Source organism: Nocardia sp. CA-151230, from assembly GCF_050942175.1.
Taxonomy (GTDB): domain Bacteria; phylum Actinomycetota; class Actinomycetes; order Mycobacteriales; family Mycobacteriaceae; genus Nocardia.
On sequence record NZ_CP192061.1, the window covers coordinates 6,051,112 to 6,072,508 of the forward strand.

The 21,397-nt window shown below is 68.2% G+C and carries 1 protein-coding gene; it reads right to left on the minus strand.

The annotated features are described in order from the left end of the window. Nucleotides 1–22: 22 nt before the first annotated feature. A complete protein-coding gene (locus ACQP1O_RS28835) occupies nucleotides 23–21,373 on the minus strand; it encodes an SDR family NAD(P)-dependent oxidoreductase (protein ID WP_433561582.1) in 21,351 nt (7,116 codons plus the stop codon). Nucleotides 21,374–21,397 lie beyond the last annotated feature (24 nt).

Below are 21,397 nucleotides of genomic sequence, written 5' to 3' on the forward strand. Positions count from 1 at the left end.
CGGGCTCACCCGGCCGCCGCCCCTAACCGGCGAGCCAGCCCTCGATCACGTCCGCGGTATCCGCCGAGCCGTCCTCCAGGATCGTGAAGTGATCAGCCTGGACCGGCACGACGGAATGCGTTGCGTCCCAGGGCTGGGCCTGCCAGTCCGCACGCTCCGCCGAACTCCCCAGGAATGACCGGGCGCACTGGACGAACAGGGTCGGCGTGACAACGGGACCGGGTGTCATCTCCTGGAGCAGCCGCACATACCAACCCATACCGGACAACCGGGCCTGGTCGAAGCGGCCGAAGGTCGCCTCGTTGGACACCATGTGCTCGGCCATCGCCCGCAGCAGCCATTCGCCGTCGCCATCGTCCACCCGGTAGGTATCGAGCATGACCACGCTCGCGGGCGCGGGTCCGCCCACCGCCTCCAGGTGCTCGGTGAGGAGGTAGGCCAGCAGGCCGCCCGAGGAGTACCCGAGCAGCACGAACGGATCTCCTTGCGCCGCTTCGAGAACGCTGCGCGCCAGGGCTTCCAAGGCCGCAGTCGGTGTCGCCGGCAGGGGTTCTCCCGTCCGGCAGCCGGTCGGCGACAGCGCCACGACCTCACGGGCAGTGCGCAGGTGCGAAGCGATCCTGGCGTACTGATGCGCGCCACCGGTGGCCAGTGGCGGTGTGAGGCAGATGATCCGCGGCAGAGCCGAACCCGCCGCGACTCGCGCCGGCACCGGTAGCCGGTCCAGTTCGGACGCCGACGAGAACTGCTCGCGTAGCTCCGCCGCCAGATTCAACAGGGCGAAGCCGGTGCCGACCCGGCCGGATTCCACGGCGCCGCGGAACATTCCGTACAGCGAGTCGTCCTCCCTCACCCGCTCGCTGTGGTTTCGCGTGGCTGTGGTGAGCTCCTTCCGCAGGTATCGGGCCAGTGCCGCAGGCGTTTTGTGATCGAAGATCGCGGCGGTCGGCAGGGTCAGGCCGGTGGAGGCATTCAGCGTGGTTCGCAACTCCATGGCGGCCAACGAGTCGAACCCGGCCTCGAGGAAGTCCCGCTCGGGGTCGAGCGCATCGGCGCTCTCGTGCCCGAGCAGTCTGGCGGCATTCTCGAGGATGTGGGTCCGGAGCCACTGCTCCTGCTCGGACTCCGAGAGCTGTGCCAGCTGCCTGCGCAGCGCTCCCGCGTCCTGCGTTCCGCTGCTGTGCCGACGCCCGGCCCGCTTGGCCAGGTCGCCGAGCAGCGCGGGCACCGCGTCCCGGGCGCGCAGCGCGGCCAGGTCGATCTCGACCGGCACGTGCACCGGACGCGTCGTGGACACGGCCGCGTCGAACAATTCGAGCGCCTTGTCCGCGGCCAGCGGCGGCATGCCCTGACGACGCATGCGCAGCCGGTCTGCCTGGCTGAGCCATTGCGACAGGCCGGTTTCGATGGCCCACAGACCGTAGGCGAGCGAGGTGGCCGGTAGGCCCTCGGCGTGCCGGACGGTGGCGAGGGCATCGAGGAACACATTGGCCGCCGCGTAACCGCCCTGCCCGGCAGGCAGGATCGAGCCTGCCACCGAGGAGATCATCACGAATGCGGACAGTCCGGCGTCGCGGGTGAGTTCGTGCAGATACCACGCGGCGTCGGCCTTGGCGCCGAGGCAGTAGTCGATCTGCTCCGGCGTCAAGGTGTCGACCAGACCGTTGTGGGCGACGCCCGCCACGTGGACGACCGCACCCAGCGGATGCTCCGCGGGTATCGAAGCGAGCAGGTCCCGCAACGCATTTCGGTCGGTCACATCGCAGGCGGCCACGCGGACCCGGGCGCCGAGAGCACCGAGTTCCTCGATCAGATCCGCGACGGCGTCCGGTCCGCGACGACCGGCCAGCAGCAGGTGCCGCACACCGTGTTCGGTCACCAGATGCTCGGCGATGTGGCGACCGATGCCGCCGGTACCACCGGTAATCAGAACGGTCCGTTCGGGATCCCACGGTGCCTGCGGCTCCGGTTCGGGCGACGCGGCGCGAACCAGGCGCGGCACCCGCGCCCCGTCGGAGTCGACAGCCAGTTCCGGCTCACCCGAGATCGCCGCGGCGACAAGGTGATCCGCCGATGTCTCCACACGCGCCTCGATGAGCACGATCCGCCCGGGGTTCTCCGCCTGCGCCGCGCGCACCAGACCCCACACCGCGGCCGCGGCCGGGTCGGCCTCGGAGTCGGTGGTCACAGCCAAAGTGGTTGCGGCGTACCGCTCTTCGCTCAGGAACTGCTGGATGACGCCGAGCGTGCGGTGCAGCGCCGTACGCAATCGGACCGGCACGCCGTCGCCGTCGACCGGGGGCCGGAAGAACAGGACCGACGCCGGCTCCGCCGCGCCCCATTCGGCCCACGAGACTCCCGCCGCCGAACGCAGTTCCGGACCGGGCCGCCAGGTGAGCTCGTACAGCGCGTCCTGCGAGGACCGAGCCGCCCCCGAGAGCAGTTCGATCGAGAGCGGACGCAGGGCGAGCGACCGGACCGAAAGCAGTGGCGCACCACCGGAATCGGCCATCGCCAGGGTGACTTCTCCCTGATTCAGCCAGGTCAACCGGACCCGCACCCGCCGGGCGCCGTCCGCGTGCACACGGACCGAAGACCACGCGAACGGCACCAGGGTCAGCCGCTCGGCGTGCTCGTCCACGCCCTCGGGAAGACCGAAGGACAGTGCGTGCATGGCCGAGTCGAGCAGCGCGGGATGCACACCATAGCCCTGGGCCGAGGTCTGCTCGGGGAGAGCGACTTCGGCGAAGAGGTCCGCCCCGCGACGCCACAGGGTCGTCAGCCCTTGGAAGGCGGGCCCGTAGTGGTACCCGTTCTCCGCGAGTTCGGCGTAGGCGCCGTCCAACGGCACGGCCGTGGCACCGGTCGGTGGCCACTGGACGAAGTCGGCCCAGCCGTCGTCGCCGGCCTCCTGGCCCGGACTCACCGTGCCGCGCGCGTGGTGGGTCCACGAGAGCGACGGATCGTCCTCGTCCTTGCGCGAGTAGATATCGAGCCCTCGGCGACCGGCCTCGTCGCTGTCGCCGACGATCACCTGGATCTGCACTCCGCCGTGGCCGTGCAACACCAGCGGGGCCAGCAGTGTGAGTTCCTCGAGCTCCGGGCAGTCGACCTGGTCTCCGGCGTGCACGGCGAGCTCGACGAATCCGGTGCCGGGGAGCAGCACCGTGCCGAGAACGTCATGATCGGCCAACCAGGGGTGGGTGGCCGTGGACAGGCGGCCGGTGAACCTGACGCCGCCGCTCTCCGGCTGGGCCACCATCGCGCCGAGCATGGGGTGCTCGGTGGACCGCAGGCCGAGCGCGTGCGCCTCGCCGGTATGCAGTGGGCCGGTGGCCCAGAAGCGGCGGTGCTGGAAGCTGTAGGTCGGGAGGTCGGTCTTCGTGCCACCGACTCCGGCGTAGTAGCTGGTCCAATCCACCGTCGCACCGGTGACGTGCAGACGGGCGAGGCCCGTCAGCAGGGTCACGGGGGTCGCGTTGTCCCGTCTGGTGAGAGCGATTGTGGTTGCGGTGTCGAGGGTTTGGGCGATCATCGGGGTCAGCACCGCATCGGGACCGACCTCGGCGAACCTGGACACGCCGAGCTCGGCGGCCGTGGCGACCGCGTCGGCGAACCGGACGGTCTCCCGGACCTGGCGCACCCAATACGACGGATCCGACATCTCGTCGGTCACCCGTGCACCGGTCACCGTCGACACCAGCGGGATGCGGGGGCGAGCGAACGCCAAACCCTCTATCGCCGTGGCGAATTCGGCCAGCATCGGCTCCATCGACGACGAATGGAAGGCATGCGAAACACGCAACCTGTGCGTGCGCCAGCCCTTTTCGGCACACCGCTCAGCGACAGCGACGACGGCGTCCTCGACACCGGACAACACCACCGACGCAGGGCCGTTCACCGCCGCGATCGACACCTCACCAGCCAGCAACGCCAACACATCGGCCTCGGACGCACCGACCGCGACCATCGCCCCACCGGCGGGCAATGCCTGCATCAACCGGCCACGCGCCGCCACCAGCACACACGCATCCACCAGAGACAACACCCCGGCCACATGCGCGGCAGCCACCTCACCGATCGAATGACCCGCCACCACATCCGCACACACACCCCAGGATTCGAGCAGACGGAACAACGCCACCTCGAACGCGAACAAACCCGCCTGCGCAAACACCGTCTGGTCCACGAGGCCAGCACCGGCCAACGCCGCATTCAACGAAACCGACTGCCCCAGCAGCGGATCCAGCTCGACGACGATCGCGTCGAACACCTCGGCGAACACCGGATACGCGGCGCGCAGCTCAGTGGCCATACCGGCCCACTGCGCACCCTGACCCGAGAACACCAGTCCAGTCGAACCCGACGCCACGCGGTCGGTCACCACGCCGGGGGCTTGCTCACCGGCAGCCAAGGACCGCACGCCCGCGAGCAGACCATCACGACTCTCGGCCACCACAACCGCGCGATGCTCGAAAACAGCACGCGTGGAGGCCAGGGAGAAGCCGACATCCGCCGGATTCAGGTCGCGATCACCGACATGGGACGCCAGACGAGCAGCCTGACCGCCGAGCGCCTCGCCGCTTCGTGCCGAAACCACCCAGGGCAGCAGTCCGTCAGGACGGTCGGTCACCGTCACCGGCGCCTGATCCACCACTGGAGCCTGTTCGACGATGACGTGGGCATTCGTGCCGCTGATACCGAACGAGGACACACCGGCACGACGCGGACGGTCGACCTCAGGCCACGCGACTGCCTCGGTCAGCAACCGGATATGGCCTTCGCTCCAATCGACTTTGGTGCTGGGTGCATCGACGTGCAGCGTCTTGGGTAGCACACCGTGGCGCATCGCCATCACCATCTTGATCACACCACCCACACCGGCCGCAGCCTGAGAGTGACCGATATTGGACTTCAAGGAGCCCAACCACAGCGGACGATCCGCCTCACGGTCCTGGCCGTAGGTGGCGAGAAGCGCCTGGGCTTCAATGGGATCGCCCAGCGTCGTACCCGTGCCATGGGCTTCCACCACATCGACCTCGACCGGCGAGATCCCGGCGTTGGCCAATGCTTGGCGAATCACTCGCCGCTGCGAGGGACCGTTCGGCGCGGTCAGACCATTCGACGCGCCATCCTGATTCACCGCCGAACCGGCGAGCACCGCGAGCACCTGGTGGCCGTTGCGCTGGGCGTCGGAGAGTCGTTCCAGCACCAGCATTCCGGCGCCTTCGGACCACCCGACGCCATCGGCGTTGTCGGAGAAGGACTTACACCGTCCATCGGGTGCGAGCCCGCGCTGACGGCTGAACTCCACGAAGGTTTCCGGGGTGGCCATCACCGCCACACCACCGGCCAGCGCCAGATCGCATTCCCCCGACCGCAGCGACTGCGCGGCCAGATGCATCGCCACCAGCGAGGACGAGCAGGCCGTGTCGACCGAGACGGCGGGGCCCTCCAACCCCAAGGTGTAGGCGATGCGACCGGAGACGAGACTGCCGGTCGCGCTGTTTCCGCTGCCCTGGGCGTAGTCGTGATACATCACGCCGGTGAACACACCGGTCGAACTGCCTCGCAGCACCGCCGGATCGACTCCGGCGCGTTCCAGCGCCTCCCAGGTCGTTTCCAGAAGTTGGCGCTGTTGCGGATCCATCATCGTGGCCTCGTTGGGGCCGATGCCGAAGAAGTCCGCGTCGAATTCCGCAGCGGTGTGCAGGAATCCGCCTTCCCGCGTGTAGGACTTGCCCGCGCGGCCCGGTTCCGGATCGTAGATGCCGGTGATGTCCCAGCCGCGATCGGTCGGGAGGGTCGACACCGCATCCCCGCCCACCCGGACCAGTTCCCACAGTTCCTCGGGGGACGTGACCCCTCCGGGGTAGCGGCAGGCCATTCCGACGACGGCGATCGGGTCCGTATCGACGGCTCTGCTGGCGGTCACCTCGACGTCACGGCTGGTGCCGGCGAACTCGTCGCCCAGATATTTCGCCAGGGCCTGGGGTGTCGGGTAGTCGAACACCAGGGTCGCGGGCAGCTGCAGCCCCGTGACGGCTTTGAGAGCGTTGCGGAACTCGATGGCGGTGATCGAATCGAAGCCCAACTCTCCGAAGGCTTTGTCCGCCGCGACCGCATTCACGTTCTGATGGCCGAGAATCGTGGCGACCTGCGCACGCACGATCTCCACGAGCACATCGACACGTTCGCTCTCGGGGGTGTTCGCCAGACGAGCCCGCAGGGCTGTGAAGGCGCCCGAGGCCGCTTTGCGGCGAGCCGGGATCAGGCCCGCGAAGAGCGTCGGCGCGGCAGTGCCCGCGCTGCGGATGCTCTCGAAATCGAGACGGGCGAGAACCGGAGCCGCCGCGTCGATCTCGAGTGCGGCTTCGAACAGTGCGAGGCCCTGTTCCTCCGACAGCGGCAGCATGCCCGAACGCGAAAGGCGCTGACGGTCGACGTCACCGAGTTGCCCGGCCATGCCTCCGTCCCACAGGCCCCAGGCCAGAGAACTACCACGGCTACCCGAAGCCCTGCGGTGTACCGCCAGCGCATCCAGGCATGCGTTGGCCGCGGCGTAGTTGCCCTGACCGGGGTTGCCGAAGGCACCGGCGACCGAGCTGAACAGCACGAACGCCTGCAATGGCAGTGAGGCGGTGAGTTCGTGCAGGTGCAGTGCGGCATCGACCTTGGGCCCCAGCACCGTATCCATGCGGGCCGGGGTCAGCGAAGCGATCGCACCGTCGTCGAGGACACCGGCCATGTGGAACACGCCGGTGAGCGGACGATCACCGGGCACGCCTGCCAGCACCTCGGCGAGGGCGCCACGATCGGCGACATCGCACGCGGCGAACTCGACCTCGGCACCCAGTTGCCGCAGCTCTGCGCCCAGTTCCGCAGCACCGGGCGCGGATTCGCCGCGCCTGCTCAACAGCAGCAGGCGACGGACGCCGCGGGCGGCGACCAGATGCCGGGCGAACATCCCGGCGAGCAACCCGCCCGCGCCGGTGATCAGAACGGTGTCGTCCGGATCGAAGGTGGGAGCGACGGTCGCCGCGGTGACGGCCGCTCGGCCCAACCGCGCGATGTGCACCTGCCCGTCGCGCACGGCCACCTGTGGTTCGGCGGCGGCCACGATGCCGCCGAGCAGCCCGTCCAGTGCGGAGTCGCTGTCGATCAATATGATCCGGCCGGGGTTCTCTGCCTGCGCGGAGCGGACCAGACCACCCACGGCGGCACCGGCCAGGTTCGTAATGTCCTCCCCGGCAACCGAAACCGCGTCGCTGGTTCGAACCACCAGCACCGATTCGGTGAATCGCCGGTCCGCGAACCAGGACTGGAGGATCTCCAGAACGTCATGCGTCGCAGCATGAATGGCGGCCGGATCGTTGCCCGTGGGGCACTCCAGCACGACCACCGGCGGGACCTGCTCACCGAGATCCGGCCACGCTACCGCGGTGACCTCGGCAGGACGCACCGTGATCGGTGTCCAGTCGATCTGGAACAGCCCATTGCCGACGACCGATGCGCCCGTGGTCAGCTGCGCGGGATCGATCGGCCGGGAGGCCAGGTGCCGCACGGTCGCCACCGGAGCACCGGTCGAGTCCGCCAGATCGATGGCAACGCCGTGCTCACCGGCACGGGTGAGCCGGACGCGCAGGGCATCGGCGCCGGCCGCGTGCACGGTGACACCGGACCACTCGAACGGCAGCGCCAGCCCGGCGCCATCCGCCGATGTGTCCTCGGCAAAACGCAACGCGTGCAACGCCGCATCCAGCAGCGCCGGATGCAGGCCGAACCGCTCCGCCTCGGCACGGGCCGCCTCGGGCAGTTCGACCTCGGCGTAGAGCAGCCCGTCCGCGGCGCGCCACACCGACTTCAGTGCCTGGAACACCGGACCGTAGTGATAGCCCTGCGCGTCGAGCGAGTCGTACGCACCGTCGATGTCCACGGCGACCGCACCGGCCGGCGGCCATTGCACCAGATCGACAGGCGCACTACCGATTCCGGGTGCGAGCGCACCTTCGGCGTGCAAGGTCCACGACGGCGCCGCGTCGACACCGTCCTCGGGCCGGGAGAAGATCCGCACCGCGCGACGGCCGGTCTCGTCCGGAGCACCGGCCACCACGCGCACCGCGAGTCCCGCGGACTCCGGGAGTGCCAGCGGGACCTGGAGGACCAGCTCCTCGAGGGTCGAGCAGCCGACCTGTTCGCCGGCGTGCAGGGCGAGTTCGACCAGACCGGTACCGGGGAACAGCACGGTGTCCATGACCGTGTGGTCGGCGAGCCAGGGGTGGGCCTGTACCGACAGCCGACCGGTGAGGGTCACCGCATCGGAATCCGGTTGAGACACCACCACCGAGGCCAGGGGGTGTCCGGTGGCGGCGAGACCCATGGCCCGGGCGTCACCGCCGGCGGCGGAGCCGTCGAGCATCCAGTAGCGCGTGCGCTGGAAAGCGTAGGTGGGCAAGTCGATTCGCTCGGCTCCCGTCCCGGCGTAGAGGCCGGCCCAGTCGACGTGAGCGCCGGTCACGAACAGCCCGGCCACTCCAGCCAGCACGGCCGACGCATCCGACTGACCGCGACGCGCCAACGCCACCACCGAGCCATCCCCGTCATCGAGGGTCTGGGCGACCATCGGGGTCAGCACAGCGTCCGGTCCGACCTCGACGAACCGCGACACACCCATACCCGCCATCGCCGTAACCGCATCAGCAAAGCGGACGGTCTCGCGAACCTGATCCACCCAGTACGACGGATCCGACATCTCATCACCGATCCGGACACCGCTCACCGTCGACACCAACGGGATGCCCGCACGGGCGAACACCACACCCTCGATCGCCGAAGCAAACTCAGCCAGCATCGGCTCCATCAACACCGAATGGAAAGCATGCGAAACACGCAACCTGTGCGTACGCCAACCCTGCCCGGCACAACGATCAGCGACAGCCACGACAGCGGCCTCCACACCGGAGAGCACCACCGACGACGGACCATTCACCGCCGCGATCGACACCTCACCAGCGGGCACGTCACCGGCCGCCAGCAGCGCCCGAACGTCGGTCTCGGACGCACCCACGGCGACCATCGCCCCACCGGCGGGCAACGCCTGCATCAACCGGCCACGGGCAGCCACCAGCACACACGCATCCGCCAGAGACAACACCCCCGCCACATGCGCGGCAGCCACCTCACCGATCGAATGACCCGCCACCACATCCGCACGCACACCCCAGGATTCGAGCAGACGGAACAACGCCACCTCGAACGCGAACAAACCCGCCTGCGCAAACACCGTCTGGTCCACGAGGCCAGCACCGGCCAACGCCGCATTCAACGAAACCGACTGCCCCAGCAGCGGATCCAGCTCGACGACGATCGCGTCGAACACCTCGGCGAACACCGGATACGCCGCACGCAGCTCGACAGCCATACCGGCCCACTGCGCACCCTGACCCGAGAACACCACACCCGTCGAACCCGGCATCACACGACCGGACACCACACCCGGAGTCGTTTCGCCGCGCCCCAGCGCTCGAGTGCCGGCCCGCAGGCCGTCGTGCTCGGGGGACAACACCACGGCGCGATGGTCGAACAGCACCCTCGAAGTCACGAGCGAGAAGCCGATGTCGATCGGGTCGTGGTCGTGGTCGTCGGTATGGGACGTCAGGCGGGCAGCCTGCTCGGCAAGGGCTTCGTCCGTCCGTGCCGAGAGCACCCATGGCAGCACTGCACCGGCCGGGGCGGTCTTGGCCACCGGAGCCGGGGCCGCTGCCGGAGCCTGTTCGACGATGAGGTGAGCGTTGGTGCCGCTGATACCGAACGAGGACACACCGGCACGCCGTGGACGATCAACGTCCGGCCACGCCACCGCCTCGGTCAGCAACCGGATATGACCTTCGCTCCAATCGACTTTGGTGCTGGGCTGATCCACGTGCAGTGTTCGCGGCAGCAGGCCATGGCGCATCGCCATGACCATCTTGATCACACCACCCACACCGGCAGCGGCCTGGGCATGACCGATATTCGACTTCAACGAACCCAGCCACAGCGGACGATCCGCCGCACGGTCCTGTCCGTAGGTCGCGAGTAGCGCCTGGGCTTCGATCGGATCGCCCAGAGTCGTTCCCGTACCGTGCGCTTCGACGACATCCACGTCGACCGAAGTCACGCGGGCATTGGCCAGCGCTTGCCGGATGACCCGTCGCTGCGAGGGACCGTTCGGCGCGGTCAAACCGTTCGACGCGCCATCCTGATTCACCGCCGAACCAGCGATCACCGCGAGCACCTGATGACCATTGCGCTTGGCGTCGGAGAGTCGTTCCAGCACCAGCATTCCGGCGCCTTCGGACCAGGCGACGCCGTCGGCGGCGTCGGCGAAGGACTTGCATCGTCCATCCGGTGCGAGCCCGCGCTGACGACTGAACTCGAGGAACATGTCCGGGGTGGCCATCACCGCGACACCACCGGCCAACGCGAGATCGCACTCCCCCGACCGCAGCGACTGCGACGCCAGATGCAGTGCCACCAGCGACGACGAACACGCCGTGTCCACCGAGACGGCCGGGCCCTCCAATCCCAGCGTGTAAGCGATCCGGCCCGAGACCAGACTGCCGCCGGTGCTGGCTCCGGTCCCGGTTCCCTGGGCGTAGTCGTGGTACATCACGCCGGTGAACACACCGGTCGAACTGCCGCGCAGCGCCACCGGATTCACACCGGCACGTTCCAGCGCCTCCCACGACACCTCCAGCAGCAACCGCTGCTGTGGATCCATCATCGTGGCTTCGTTGGGGCTGATCCCGAAGAACTCCGCATCGAATTCCGCTGCGGAGTACAGGAATCCGCCCCGGCGCGTGTAGGTCCTGCCTACCTTGCCGGGTTCGGGATCGTAGATGCCGTCGATGTCCCAGCCGCGATCCACCGGCAAGTCACCGGTGGTATCGGCACCCGATACGACGAGGCTCCACAGATCCTCCGGCGACATGACGCCACCCGGATAGCGACATCCCATCGCCACCACGGCAATCGGCTCGTCGCCGGCTCGGACTCGACTGGTCGCGAGCTCTTCGACGGCTCCGGTGCCGGTGAGTTGCGAACCGATGAACTCCGCGACGACCTGCGGATTGGGGTAATCGAAAACGAGGGTGGCCGGAAGTTGCAGACCGGTCGCGGTATTGAGTTTGTTGCGGAACTCGACAGCGCTCAGCGAGTCGAAACCGAGCTGCTGGAAAGCCTGTCGGGGTTCCACAGCTGCCATGGAGGCGTGCCCGAGAATGCCGGCGGCAGTGGACCGGACGAGTTCGAGCAGCGCGCTGTCGCGATCGCTGTCGGAGAGACCGGCCAGCTTCCGCAGGAAGGCCTGACCTGCCGCTGTCCGACTCTGGCGGCGCACGGGCGACGGGACGACCGCGCGGAGGAGCGCCGGGACCCGCTCGCCCTGGGTTCGCAGGATGGCCGGATCGACTCGCAGCGCGACCAGTTGGGGCTGGTCGGTGGCGATGGCCGAGTCGAACAGTGCCAGGCCCTCGGCCTCGGTCAGCGGCGGGTAGCCCTGCCGCCGCATCCGGTCGAAGTCACCCTCGGACAGCTCAGCGCCGAGCGCGGTCGACCGCGCCCACAACCCGTAATCGATGGATGTCGCGGCCAGCCCCAGGCCGCGACGGTGGGCCGCGAGGGCATCCAGGAAGACATTCGCGGCGGCGTAGTTCGCTTGGCCGGCGGCCAGCACCAGGCCACCCGCCGACGCCACCAGCACGAACAACTCCAGCGACCGGTCGCGGGTGAGTTCGTGCAGATGCCACGCGGCGTCGACCTTGGGCCGGAAAACCTGCTCGATGCGGTCGGGCGTGATCGATTCGATCAGGCCGTTGTCGGAGGTTCCGGCCGCGTGGATCACTCCGGCCAGGGGGTGCTTATCGGAGATGGTGTCGAGCAGGGCGGCCAGCGCGTCTCGATCGGACACGTCACACGCGGCGATGGTGACCTCGGCGCCGAGCTCGACGAGTTCGTCCCGAAGCTCGGTGGCTCCCGGCGCATCCGGGCCACGACGACCGGTCAGAAGCAGTTGGCGCACACCGTGTTCGGTCACCAGGTGCCGGGCGATCACCGCACCGAGACCACCGGTGCCGCCGGTGATCAGCACCGTGCCCGACGCTGCCGATCGAACAATCGTGCCCGAAGCGTGGCGACTCAGACGCGGCACCAGCACGCTCGTGCCCCGCAGGGCGACCTCGGGTTCCGACGCGACAGCGGCCACCGCGGTCGCGACAGCGAGCAGCTCAGCGTCTTCATTCAGATCCGCCAGTTGGAAACGACCCGGGTGCTCCGCCTGCGCGGCCCGCACCAACCCCCATACCGAGGCCTGATCCAGCCGTACCTGCTCCGCATCGGCGACGGTCACTGCCTGCCTGGTGAGCACCACCAAACGGGAACCGGCGAAACGAGATTCGGCCAGCCACCGCTGAACGGTATCCAGGACACCGGTGACAACCTGCCGTGCGGCCTCCGGCTCGGGACCGTCACCACGGGGGCAGTCCAGCAAGACGATCTCAGGGACAACCGCGTCGGGGTTCGCATCCAGATCGGCGATCAACGCCGCGAGATCACGGTGGCCGGGCACCCCGTCAGCGCCCTGATCAGAACCGAGGAGCGCCACCCGATCCGGCTCGACCGTCACCCCGTCCGACAGCCCGGCGGCGACCCACTCCACACCGAACAGGGACTCCGACGCGCGCTGACCGCCGAGCCGCTCGGCCGACACCGGCCGGGAGACCAGAGTATCCACCGACAACACCGGTTGCCCTTGTTCATCGGCGAGCTGGACAGCAAATCTATTGTCCTGCACCGCGATACGTACTCGCACTGCGGCAGCGCCGACCGCGTGCAGCGCCACCCGGTTCCAGGTGAAGGGCAGCACCGGCGAATCACCGCCGCCGCTGCGACGACCGTGCACGATTCCGGCGTGCAGTGCGGCGTCGAACAATGCGGGGTGGATGCCGAAACCGTTGGCTCCCTGCGGATCCGGTAGCGCGACCTCGGCGAACAGTTCTCCGTCACGCTGCCATGCGGCCTGCAAACCCTGGAACAGGGGGCCGTAGCCGTATCCGAGATCGAACAGCTCGTCGTAGACACCGTCGATATCCATCGGCTGCGCACCGGCCGGAGGCCAAGCGGCAAGATCGAAATCCGCCGCCACCTCGTCCGGCGCGAGCACACCTTCGGCGTTCAATGTCCACGACGACGCGGAATCGACACCGCTGTCGGGGCACGAGAAGATCCGCACGCCGCGACGACCCGCGCCGTCCGGGGCAGCGACCACCACACGCACCGCGACCCCGGCCGACTCCGGAAGCACCAGCGGCGCTTGCAGGACCAGCTCGTCCAGGGTCGGGCAGCCAACGTGTTCTCCGGCGTGCAGGGCGAGTTCGACCAGCCCGGTACCGGGCAACAGGACTGTGTCCATAACCTTGTGATCGGCCAGCCATGGCTGGGTCTGTGCCGACAAACGGCCACCGAGCGTGACCACCTCGGAATCCGGCTGCGAGACCACAGCCGAAACCAACGGATGCCCGCTGGCCAGGAAACCCATCGCCCGGGCGTCGCCACTACCGGCGGACGTCGGGGCCATCCAATAGCGCCGACGCTGGAAGGCGTAGGTGGGCAGGTCGATTCGCCGAGCACCGGAACCGGCATACAGAGCGGCCCAATCGACCTGCGCGCCGGTGACGAACAACCCGGCCACTCCGCCCAGGAGTGTCGTCACATCGGCGCGATCGCGACGCGCCAACGCGACCGCCGCGGCGGCACCGTCATCGATGGTCTGGGCGATCATGGGGGTCAGCACCGCATCGGGACCGACCTCGGCAAACCTGGACACGCCCGAATCAGCCATCGCCACAACGGCATCCGCGAAGCGCACCGACTCCCGGACCTGACCCACCCAGTACGAGGGATCACACATCTCGTCGACGATCCGAGCGCCGGTCACCGTCGACACGAGCGGGATACTCGGGCGGGCGAACGCCACACCCTGTATCGCCGTGGCGAATTCGGCCAGCATCGGCTCCATCAACACCGAATGGAAGGCATGCGAAACACGCAACCTGTGCGTACGCCAACCCTTTTCGGCACAACGCTCAGCGACGGCCATGACATCTTCCTCGGCACCGGAGAGCACCACCGACGACGGGCCGTTCACCGCCGCGATCGACACCTCACCAGCCAGCAACGCCAACACATCGGCCTCGGACGCACCGACCGCGACCATCGCCCCACCAACAGGCAACCCCTGCATCAACCGGCCACGCGCCGCCACCAATACACACGCATCCACCAGAGACAACACACCCGCCACATGCGCGGCAGCCACCTCACCGATCGAGTGACCGGCCACGACATCGGCACGCACGCCCCAGGATTCGAGCAGACGGAACAACGCCACCTCGAACGTGAACAAACCTGCCTGCGCAAACACCGTCTGGTCGATCAGATCACCGTCCGCCAAAGCCTCGCTCAGCGAAACATGCTGTACCAGCAGATGATTCAGCTGTTCGACGATCCCATCGAACGTCTCGGCGAATACCGGGTACGCTGCACACAGCTCGGCAGCCATACCGGCCCACTGCGCGCCCTGACCCGAGAACACCACACCCGTCGAACCCGACACCACACGACCGGTCGCCACACCGGGTGCCTGCACACCGGCAGCCAATGACCGTAGTCCCGCGAGGAGACCCTCGCGCCCCTCGGCCACGACGACAGCACGATGCTCGTGCACAGCACGCGTGGACGCCAGGGAGAAACCGATATCGATCGGATCGTGTTCGCCCACAGACGATGCCAAACGAGCAGCCTGGCCGGCGAGAGCGTCACTGCTGCGCGCCGAGACCACCCACGGCAGCATCGCCGGAACAGCCTCGGCCACCGGGACCGACTCCGCCACCGGCGCTACCGGGGCCTGCTCGACGATGAGGTGAGCGTTGGTGCCGCTGATACCGAATGACGACACACCCGCACGACGCGGACGATCCACCTCCGGCCACTCCACCTGCTCGGTCAGCAATCGCACATGGCCTTCGGACCAGTCGACCTTGGTGCTGGGCTGATCAGCATGCAGCGTTCGGGGTAGGACCCCGTGCTGCATGGCCATCACCATCTTGATCACACCACCGACACCCGCCGCGGCCTGGGCGTGACCGATGTTCGACTTCAACGAGCCCAGCCACAGCGGACGGTCCGCCTCACGATCCTGGCCGTACGTCGCCAAAAGCGCTTGGGCTTCGATCGGATCACCCAGCGTCGTGCCGGTGCCGTGGGCCTCCACCGCATCCACCTCGACCGGCGAGATACCGGCATTCGCCAGCGCCTGGCGAATCACTCGCTGCTGTGAGGGACCGTTGGGCGCGGTCAGACCATTCGACGCGCCGTCCTGATTCACCGCCGAACCGGCGATCACCGCGAGCACCTGATGACCATTGCGGCGGGCGTCGGACAGTCGCTCCAGCACCAGCACACCGGCACCTTCGGACCATCCGACGCCATCGGCGGTGTCGGAGAAGGACTTACACCGCCCGTCCGGGGACAAGCCCCGCTGACGGCTGAACTCCACGAAGGTTTCCGGGGTGGCCATCACCGCCACACCACCGGCCAGCGCCAGATCGCATTCACCCGACCGCAGCGACTGCGCGGCCAGATGCATCGCCACGAGCGAGGAGGAACACGCCGTGTCCACGGTGACCGCGGGGCCTTCGAGGCCGAACACGTACGAGACGCGGCCCGAGACCAAGCTCCCGGTTGCGTTGTTCCCGGTTCCCTGGGCGTAGTCGTGGTACATCATGCCGGTGAACACACCGGTCGAACTGCCGCGCAGCACAGCCGGATCCAGACCGGCGCGTTCCAGCGCCTCCCATGAGACTTCCAGCAGCAACCGCTGCTGTGGATCCATCACGGTGGCCTCATTGGGGCTGATCCCGAAGAAGTCCGCATCGAAATCCGCTGCGGAGTACAGGAATCCGCCCTGCCGGGTGTAGGTCTTGCCCGCGTGACCCGGCTCGGGGTCGTAGATGCCCTCGATATCCCAGCCGCGATCCGTCGGCATCTCGCCGGTGGCATCGATGCCGGAGGTGACCAGATTCCACAGGTCTTCGGGCGAGGCGACGCCACCGGGGTAGCGGCAGCTCATCGCCACCACCGCAATCGGCTCGTCGTCGACGGCCGCGCTGGCGGTGACCTCGACGTCTCGACCGGTGCCGGTGAATTCGTCGGCCAGATATTTCGCCAGCGCCTGCGGTGTCGGGTAGTCGAATACCAGTGTCGCGGGCAGCGATAGACCGGTGACGGCCTTGAGGGCGTTGCGGAACTCGACAGCGGTGATCGAATCGAAGCCCAGTTCGCCGAAGGCCTTGTCCGCGGCGATCGCGTTCGTGTTCTGATGACCGAGAATCGCCGCGACCTGACCTCGCACGATCTCCACGAGCACACCCAAACGCTCGCTGTCGGGAGTGCCGGCCAAACGAGCACGCAACGGCGTCGCCGCACCCGAGGCCGCTCTGCGGCGAGCCGGAATCAAGCCGGAAAACAGTGCGGGCACGGCGAATTCGGCGCCACGCAGGCTATCCAGGTCCAGGCGGGCGAGGACGGGGGCGGTCACGTCGCTCGCCGTGGCGGCGTCGAACAGCGCCAGGCCCTGGTCCTCCGACAGCGGCAACAGGCCCGAACGCGAAATGCGGTGCAGGTCAGCGTCGCTGAGCTGCCCGGCCATTCCACCGTCCCACAGACCCCAGGCCAGCGACTGCGCATGGCCGCCCGAGGCCCTGCGGAGTGCCGCGAGCGCATCCAGGCACGCATTGGCCGCGGCATAGTTGCCCTGTCCGGCATTGCCGAACGCACCGGCCACCGAGCTGAACAGCACGAACGCCTTCAACGGAAGCCGGGCGGTGAGTTCGTGCAGGTGTAGCGCAGCATCGACCTTGGGTCCCAGCACCGCGTCCATCCGGGCCGGGGTCAGCGAGGCGATGGCGCCGTCGTCGAGGACGCCGGCCATATGGAACACGCCGGTGAGCGAGTGTGCGGCAGGCACAGTCGCGATCGCCTGCGCGAGCGCGTCGCGATCGGCGACATCACACGCGACGAACTCGACCTCCGCACCGAGCCGCTGCAGCTCCGCGCGCAACTCCGCGGCGCCGGGAGCGGCCTCTCCGCGTCGGCTCAGCAGCAACAGGCGACGCACGCCATGGGTGTCGACCAGGTGCCGGGCGAACAGTCCACCGAGCAGACCACTCGCACCGGTGATCAGCACGGTGTCGTCCGGATCGAAGGGGTCGGTCGCCGCAGCGGTCGCCGCGGTGGCCCGGCTCAGCCGTGCACCGTGTACCTGCCCGGCACGCACGGCCACCTGTGGTTCCTGCGCGGCCGGCATCCCGCCGAGCAGCCCGTCGAGCGCGGAGTCGGTGTCCACCAACACGATCCGGCCGGGGTTTTCCGCCTGCGCGGAGCGAACCAGGCCGCCGACGGCAGCACCGGCAAGGTTCGTAATGTCCTCCCCCGCAACCGATACGGCTCCGCTGGTCCGAACCACCAGCGTCGACTCGGCGAACCGAGAATCGGCGATCCAGGACTGAACCACCGCGAGAGCTGCATGGGTCGCGGCGTGGATGGCCGCGGGGTCGTTGCCCTGCGGGCAGTCGAACACGACCACGGCCGGAATCTCGTCACCGAGATCCGCCCACGACACCGCGCCGACTTCGGCCTCCCCCACCGAGATCGGCGTCCAGCCGATCTGGAACAGCGCATTGCCGACCGCGGATGCGCCGCCCGTGAGCTGCGCGGGATCGATGGGCCGGGACGCCAGCTGCCGCACCGTCGCCACCGGGGTGCCGGTCGGGTCCGCCAGATCCAGGGTGACCGCGTGCTCGCCGACGCGGGTGAGCCGGACGCGCAGCGCGTCCGCTCCGGTCGCGTGCACGGCGACACCGGACCACTCGAACGGCAAGGCCAGCCCGGCACCCTCCACGGGCGTGCCCTCGGCGAAGTGCAGGGCGTGCAGAGCGGCATCGAGCAACGCCGGATGCACGCCGAACCGCTCGGCGTCCGGACGGGCCTGCTCCGGCAGCTCGACCTCGGCATAGAGCAGGCCGTCGGTGCAGCGCCACACCGAGGTCAATGCCTGGAACACCGGACCGTAGTGATAGCCCTGCGCATCGAGAGAGTCGTACACACCGTCGATTTCGACGGCGGTGGCGCCGGCGGGCGGCCACTGCGCCAAATCCGCCGGCGCGCTGTCGAATCCCGATGTGAGCACGCCTTCGGCGTTCAATGTCCACAACGGCACCGCATCGACACTGTCATCGGGGCAGGAGTAGACCCGCACTCCGCGTCGGCCTGCGGCGTCCTGGGCACCGACCACCACGCGCACCGCGATGCCGGCCGACTCCGGCAGCACCAGCGGCACCCGCAGGACCAACTCCTCGAGGGTCGGGCAGCCGACCTGCTCGCCGGCCTGCAGGGCGAGTTCGACCAAACCGGTGCCGGGGAAGAGCACGGTGTCCATCACCCGGTGATCGGCCAGCCATGGATGCGTCTGTGCCGACAGTCGGCCGGTGAGGGTGACCGCGTCGGAATCCGGTTGCGACACCACCACCGGGACCAGGGGATGTCCGGTGGCCGCCAGGCCCATCGCCTTGGCATCGCCGCCGACAGCGCCCGCGGCGATCCAGAAGCGCCGATGTTGGAAAGCGTAGGTGGGCAGGTCGATTCGCCGAGCTCCGGAGCCGGCATAGAAACCGGCCCAATCGACATCGGCACCGGATACGAACAGCCCGGCCAGCCCGGACAGCATGGAGAACGAATCGGCCCGATCCCGACGCGCCAATGCCACCACCGTGGCGGCGTCGTCGAGAGTCTGGGCGATCATGGGGGTCAGCACGGCGTCGGGTCCGACCTCGGCGAACCGGGACACGCCCGAATTCGCCATCGCGGCAACCGCATCGGCGAACCGCACGGTGTCGCGGACCTGACCGACCCAGTACGACGGATCGATCATTTCGTCGGTGATCCGCGCGCCGGTGACCGTGGACACCAGCGGGATGGTGGGACGATCGAACGCCAAACCCGCTATCGCCGTGGCGAATTCGACCAGCATCGGTTCCATCAGGGCCGAGTGGAAAGCATGCGACACCCGCAACCTGTGTGTACGCCAACCACGCTCGGCGCACGCCTGGACAACGGCGGCGACCGCGTCTTCGACACCGGAGAGCACCACCGACGCAGGGCCGTTCACCGCCGCGATCGAGACCTCACCAGCCAGCAACGCCAACACATCGGACTCGGACGCACCGACCGCGACCATCGCCCCACCAACAGGCAACCCCTGCATCAAACGGCCACGCGCCGCCACCAATACACACGCATCCGCCAGAGACAACACACCCGCCACATGCGCGGCAGCCACCTCACCGATCGAATGACCCGCCACCACATCCGTACGCACGCCCCAGGATTCGAGCAGACGGAACAACGCCACCTCGAACGCGAACAAACCCGCCTGCGCGAACACCGTCCGATCAACCAGATCAACGCTCGCCAACGCCTCGCTCAACGAAACCGACTGCCCCAGTATCGGATCCAGCTCGACGACGATCGCGTCGAACACCTCGGCGAACACCGGATACGCGGCGCGCAGTTCGGTAGCCATACCGGCCCACTGCGCACCCTGACCCGAGAACACCACACCGGTCGAACCCGCGACCACGCGACCGGTCACGACGCCGGGAGTGGTTTCGCCACGCCCCAGCGCCCCGACTCCAGCGAGGAGACCATCGCGGTCCTCGGCCACGATCACAGCGCGGTGCTCGAAAACGGCGCGCGTCGATGCCAGCGAAAAGCCGACATCGATCGGATCATATTCGGCCGCATGCGATGTCAGACGGGCGGACTGATCGGCGAGCGCCTCGCCGCTGCGTGCGGAGAGCATCCACGGCACCACAGTCGGCACCGAATCCGCCACGGGAGCCTGTTCCACCGTGGGCGCGGTCACCGGGGCCTGCTCCACGATGACGTGCGCGTTGGTGCCGCTGATCCCGAACGAGGACACACCCGCACGACGCGGACGATCCACCTCCGGCCACGCCACCGACTCGGTCAACAACCGCACATGGCCCCCGGACCAATCCACCTTCGTCGAGGGCCGATCCACATGCAGGGTCTTGGGCAGCACGCCATGGCGCATCGCCATGACCATCTTGATCACACCACCCACACCGGCAGCAGCCTGGGCGTGACCGATGTTCGACTTCAACGACCCCAGCCACAACGGACGATCCGCCTCACGATCCTGCCCGTACGTCGCCAAAAGCGCCTGGGCTTCGATCGGATCACCCAGAGTCGTGCCGGTGCCGTGGGCTTCGACGACATCCACATCCGCCGGGGACACCCCCGCATTGGTCAGAGCTTGGCGGATGACCCGTCGTTGCGAGGGACCGTTGGGCGCGGTCAGACCATTGGACGCGCCGTCCTGATTCACCGCCGAACCGGCGATCACCGCGAGAATCCGATGCCCATTGCGCTGGGCGTCGGATAGTCGCTCCAACACCAGAACGCCGACGCCCTCGGACCAGCCGACCCCATCGGCCGTGTCGGAGAAGGACTTGCACCGCCCATCCGGGGACAAACCCCGCTGACGGCTGAACTCCACGAAGGTCTCCGGCGTCGCCATCACGGCCACACCACCGGCCAGAGCCAGATCGCACTCCCCCGACCGCAGCGAAGCCGCCGCGGAATGCATGGCCACCAATGACGACGAGCACGCCGTGTCCACGGTGACCGACGGCCCTTCCAGGCCGAACACATATGAGACCCGCCCGGAGGCAATGGATCCCGAATTCGCATTGGCCGGATAGTCGTGGTACATCATGCCGACCCACACGCCGGTCCGGCTGCCCTTCAGTGAGCCGGGGTCGACACCGGCCCGCTCGAACGCCTCCCATGAGGTCTCCAGCAGCAGGAACTGCTGCGGATCCATGAGTGCGGCCTCATTGGGACTGATATTGAAGAACGCGGGGTCGAATTCCCCTGCGGAATGCAGGAATCCGCCCTCGCGGGTGTAGGTGCTGTTCGGTGTATTCCCGGTCGCGTCGTAGAGGCGATCGATATCCCAGCCACGATTTCCGGGGAACTCCGAGGTCGCGTCCGTCCCCTCCGCGACCAGATTCCACAGCTCCTCAGGCGAACTGACCCCGCCCGGATACCGGCAGGCCATACCCACAATCGCGATCGGTTCGCGAAGAGCCGCGTCGAGCTTGCGATTGCGGGCACGCAATCGCTCCGTCTCCTTGAGTGAGACGCGCAATGCCTGAGCGAGCTTCTGAGTATTGTCTTCGGGCTTCGTCATTAGTGTGCTAGCTCTTCCTAGGGT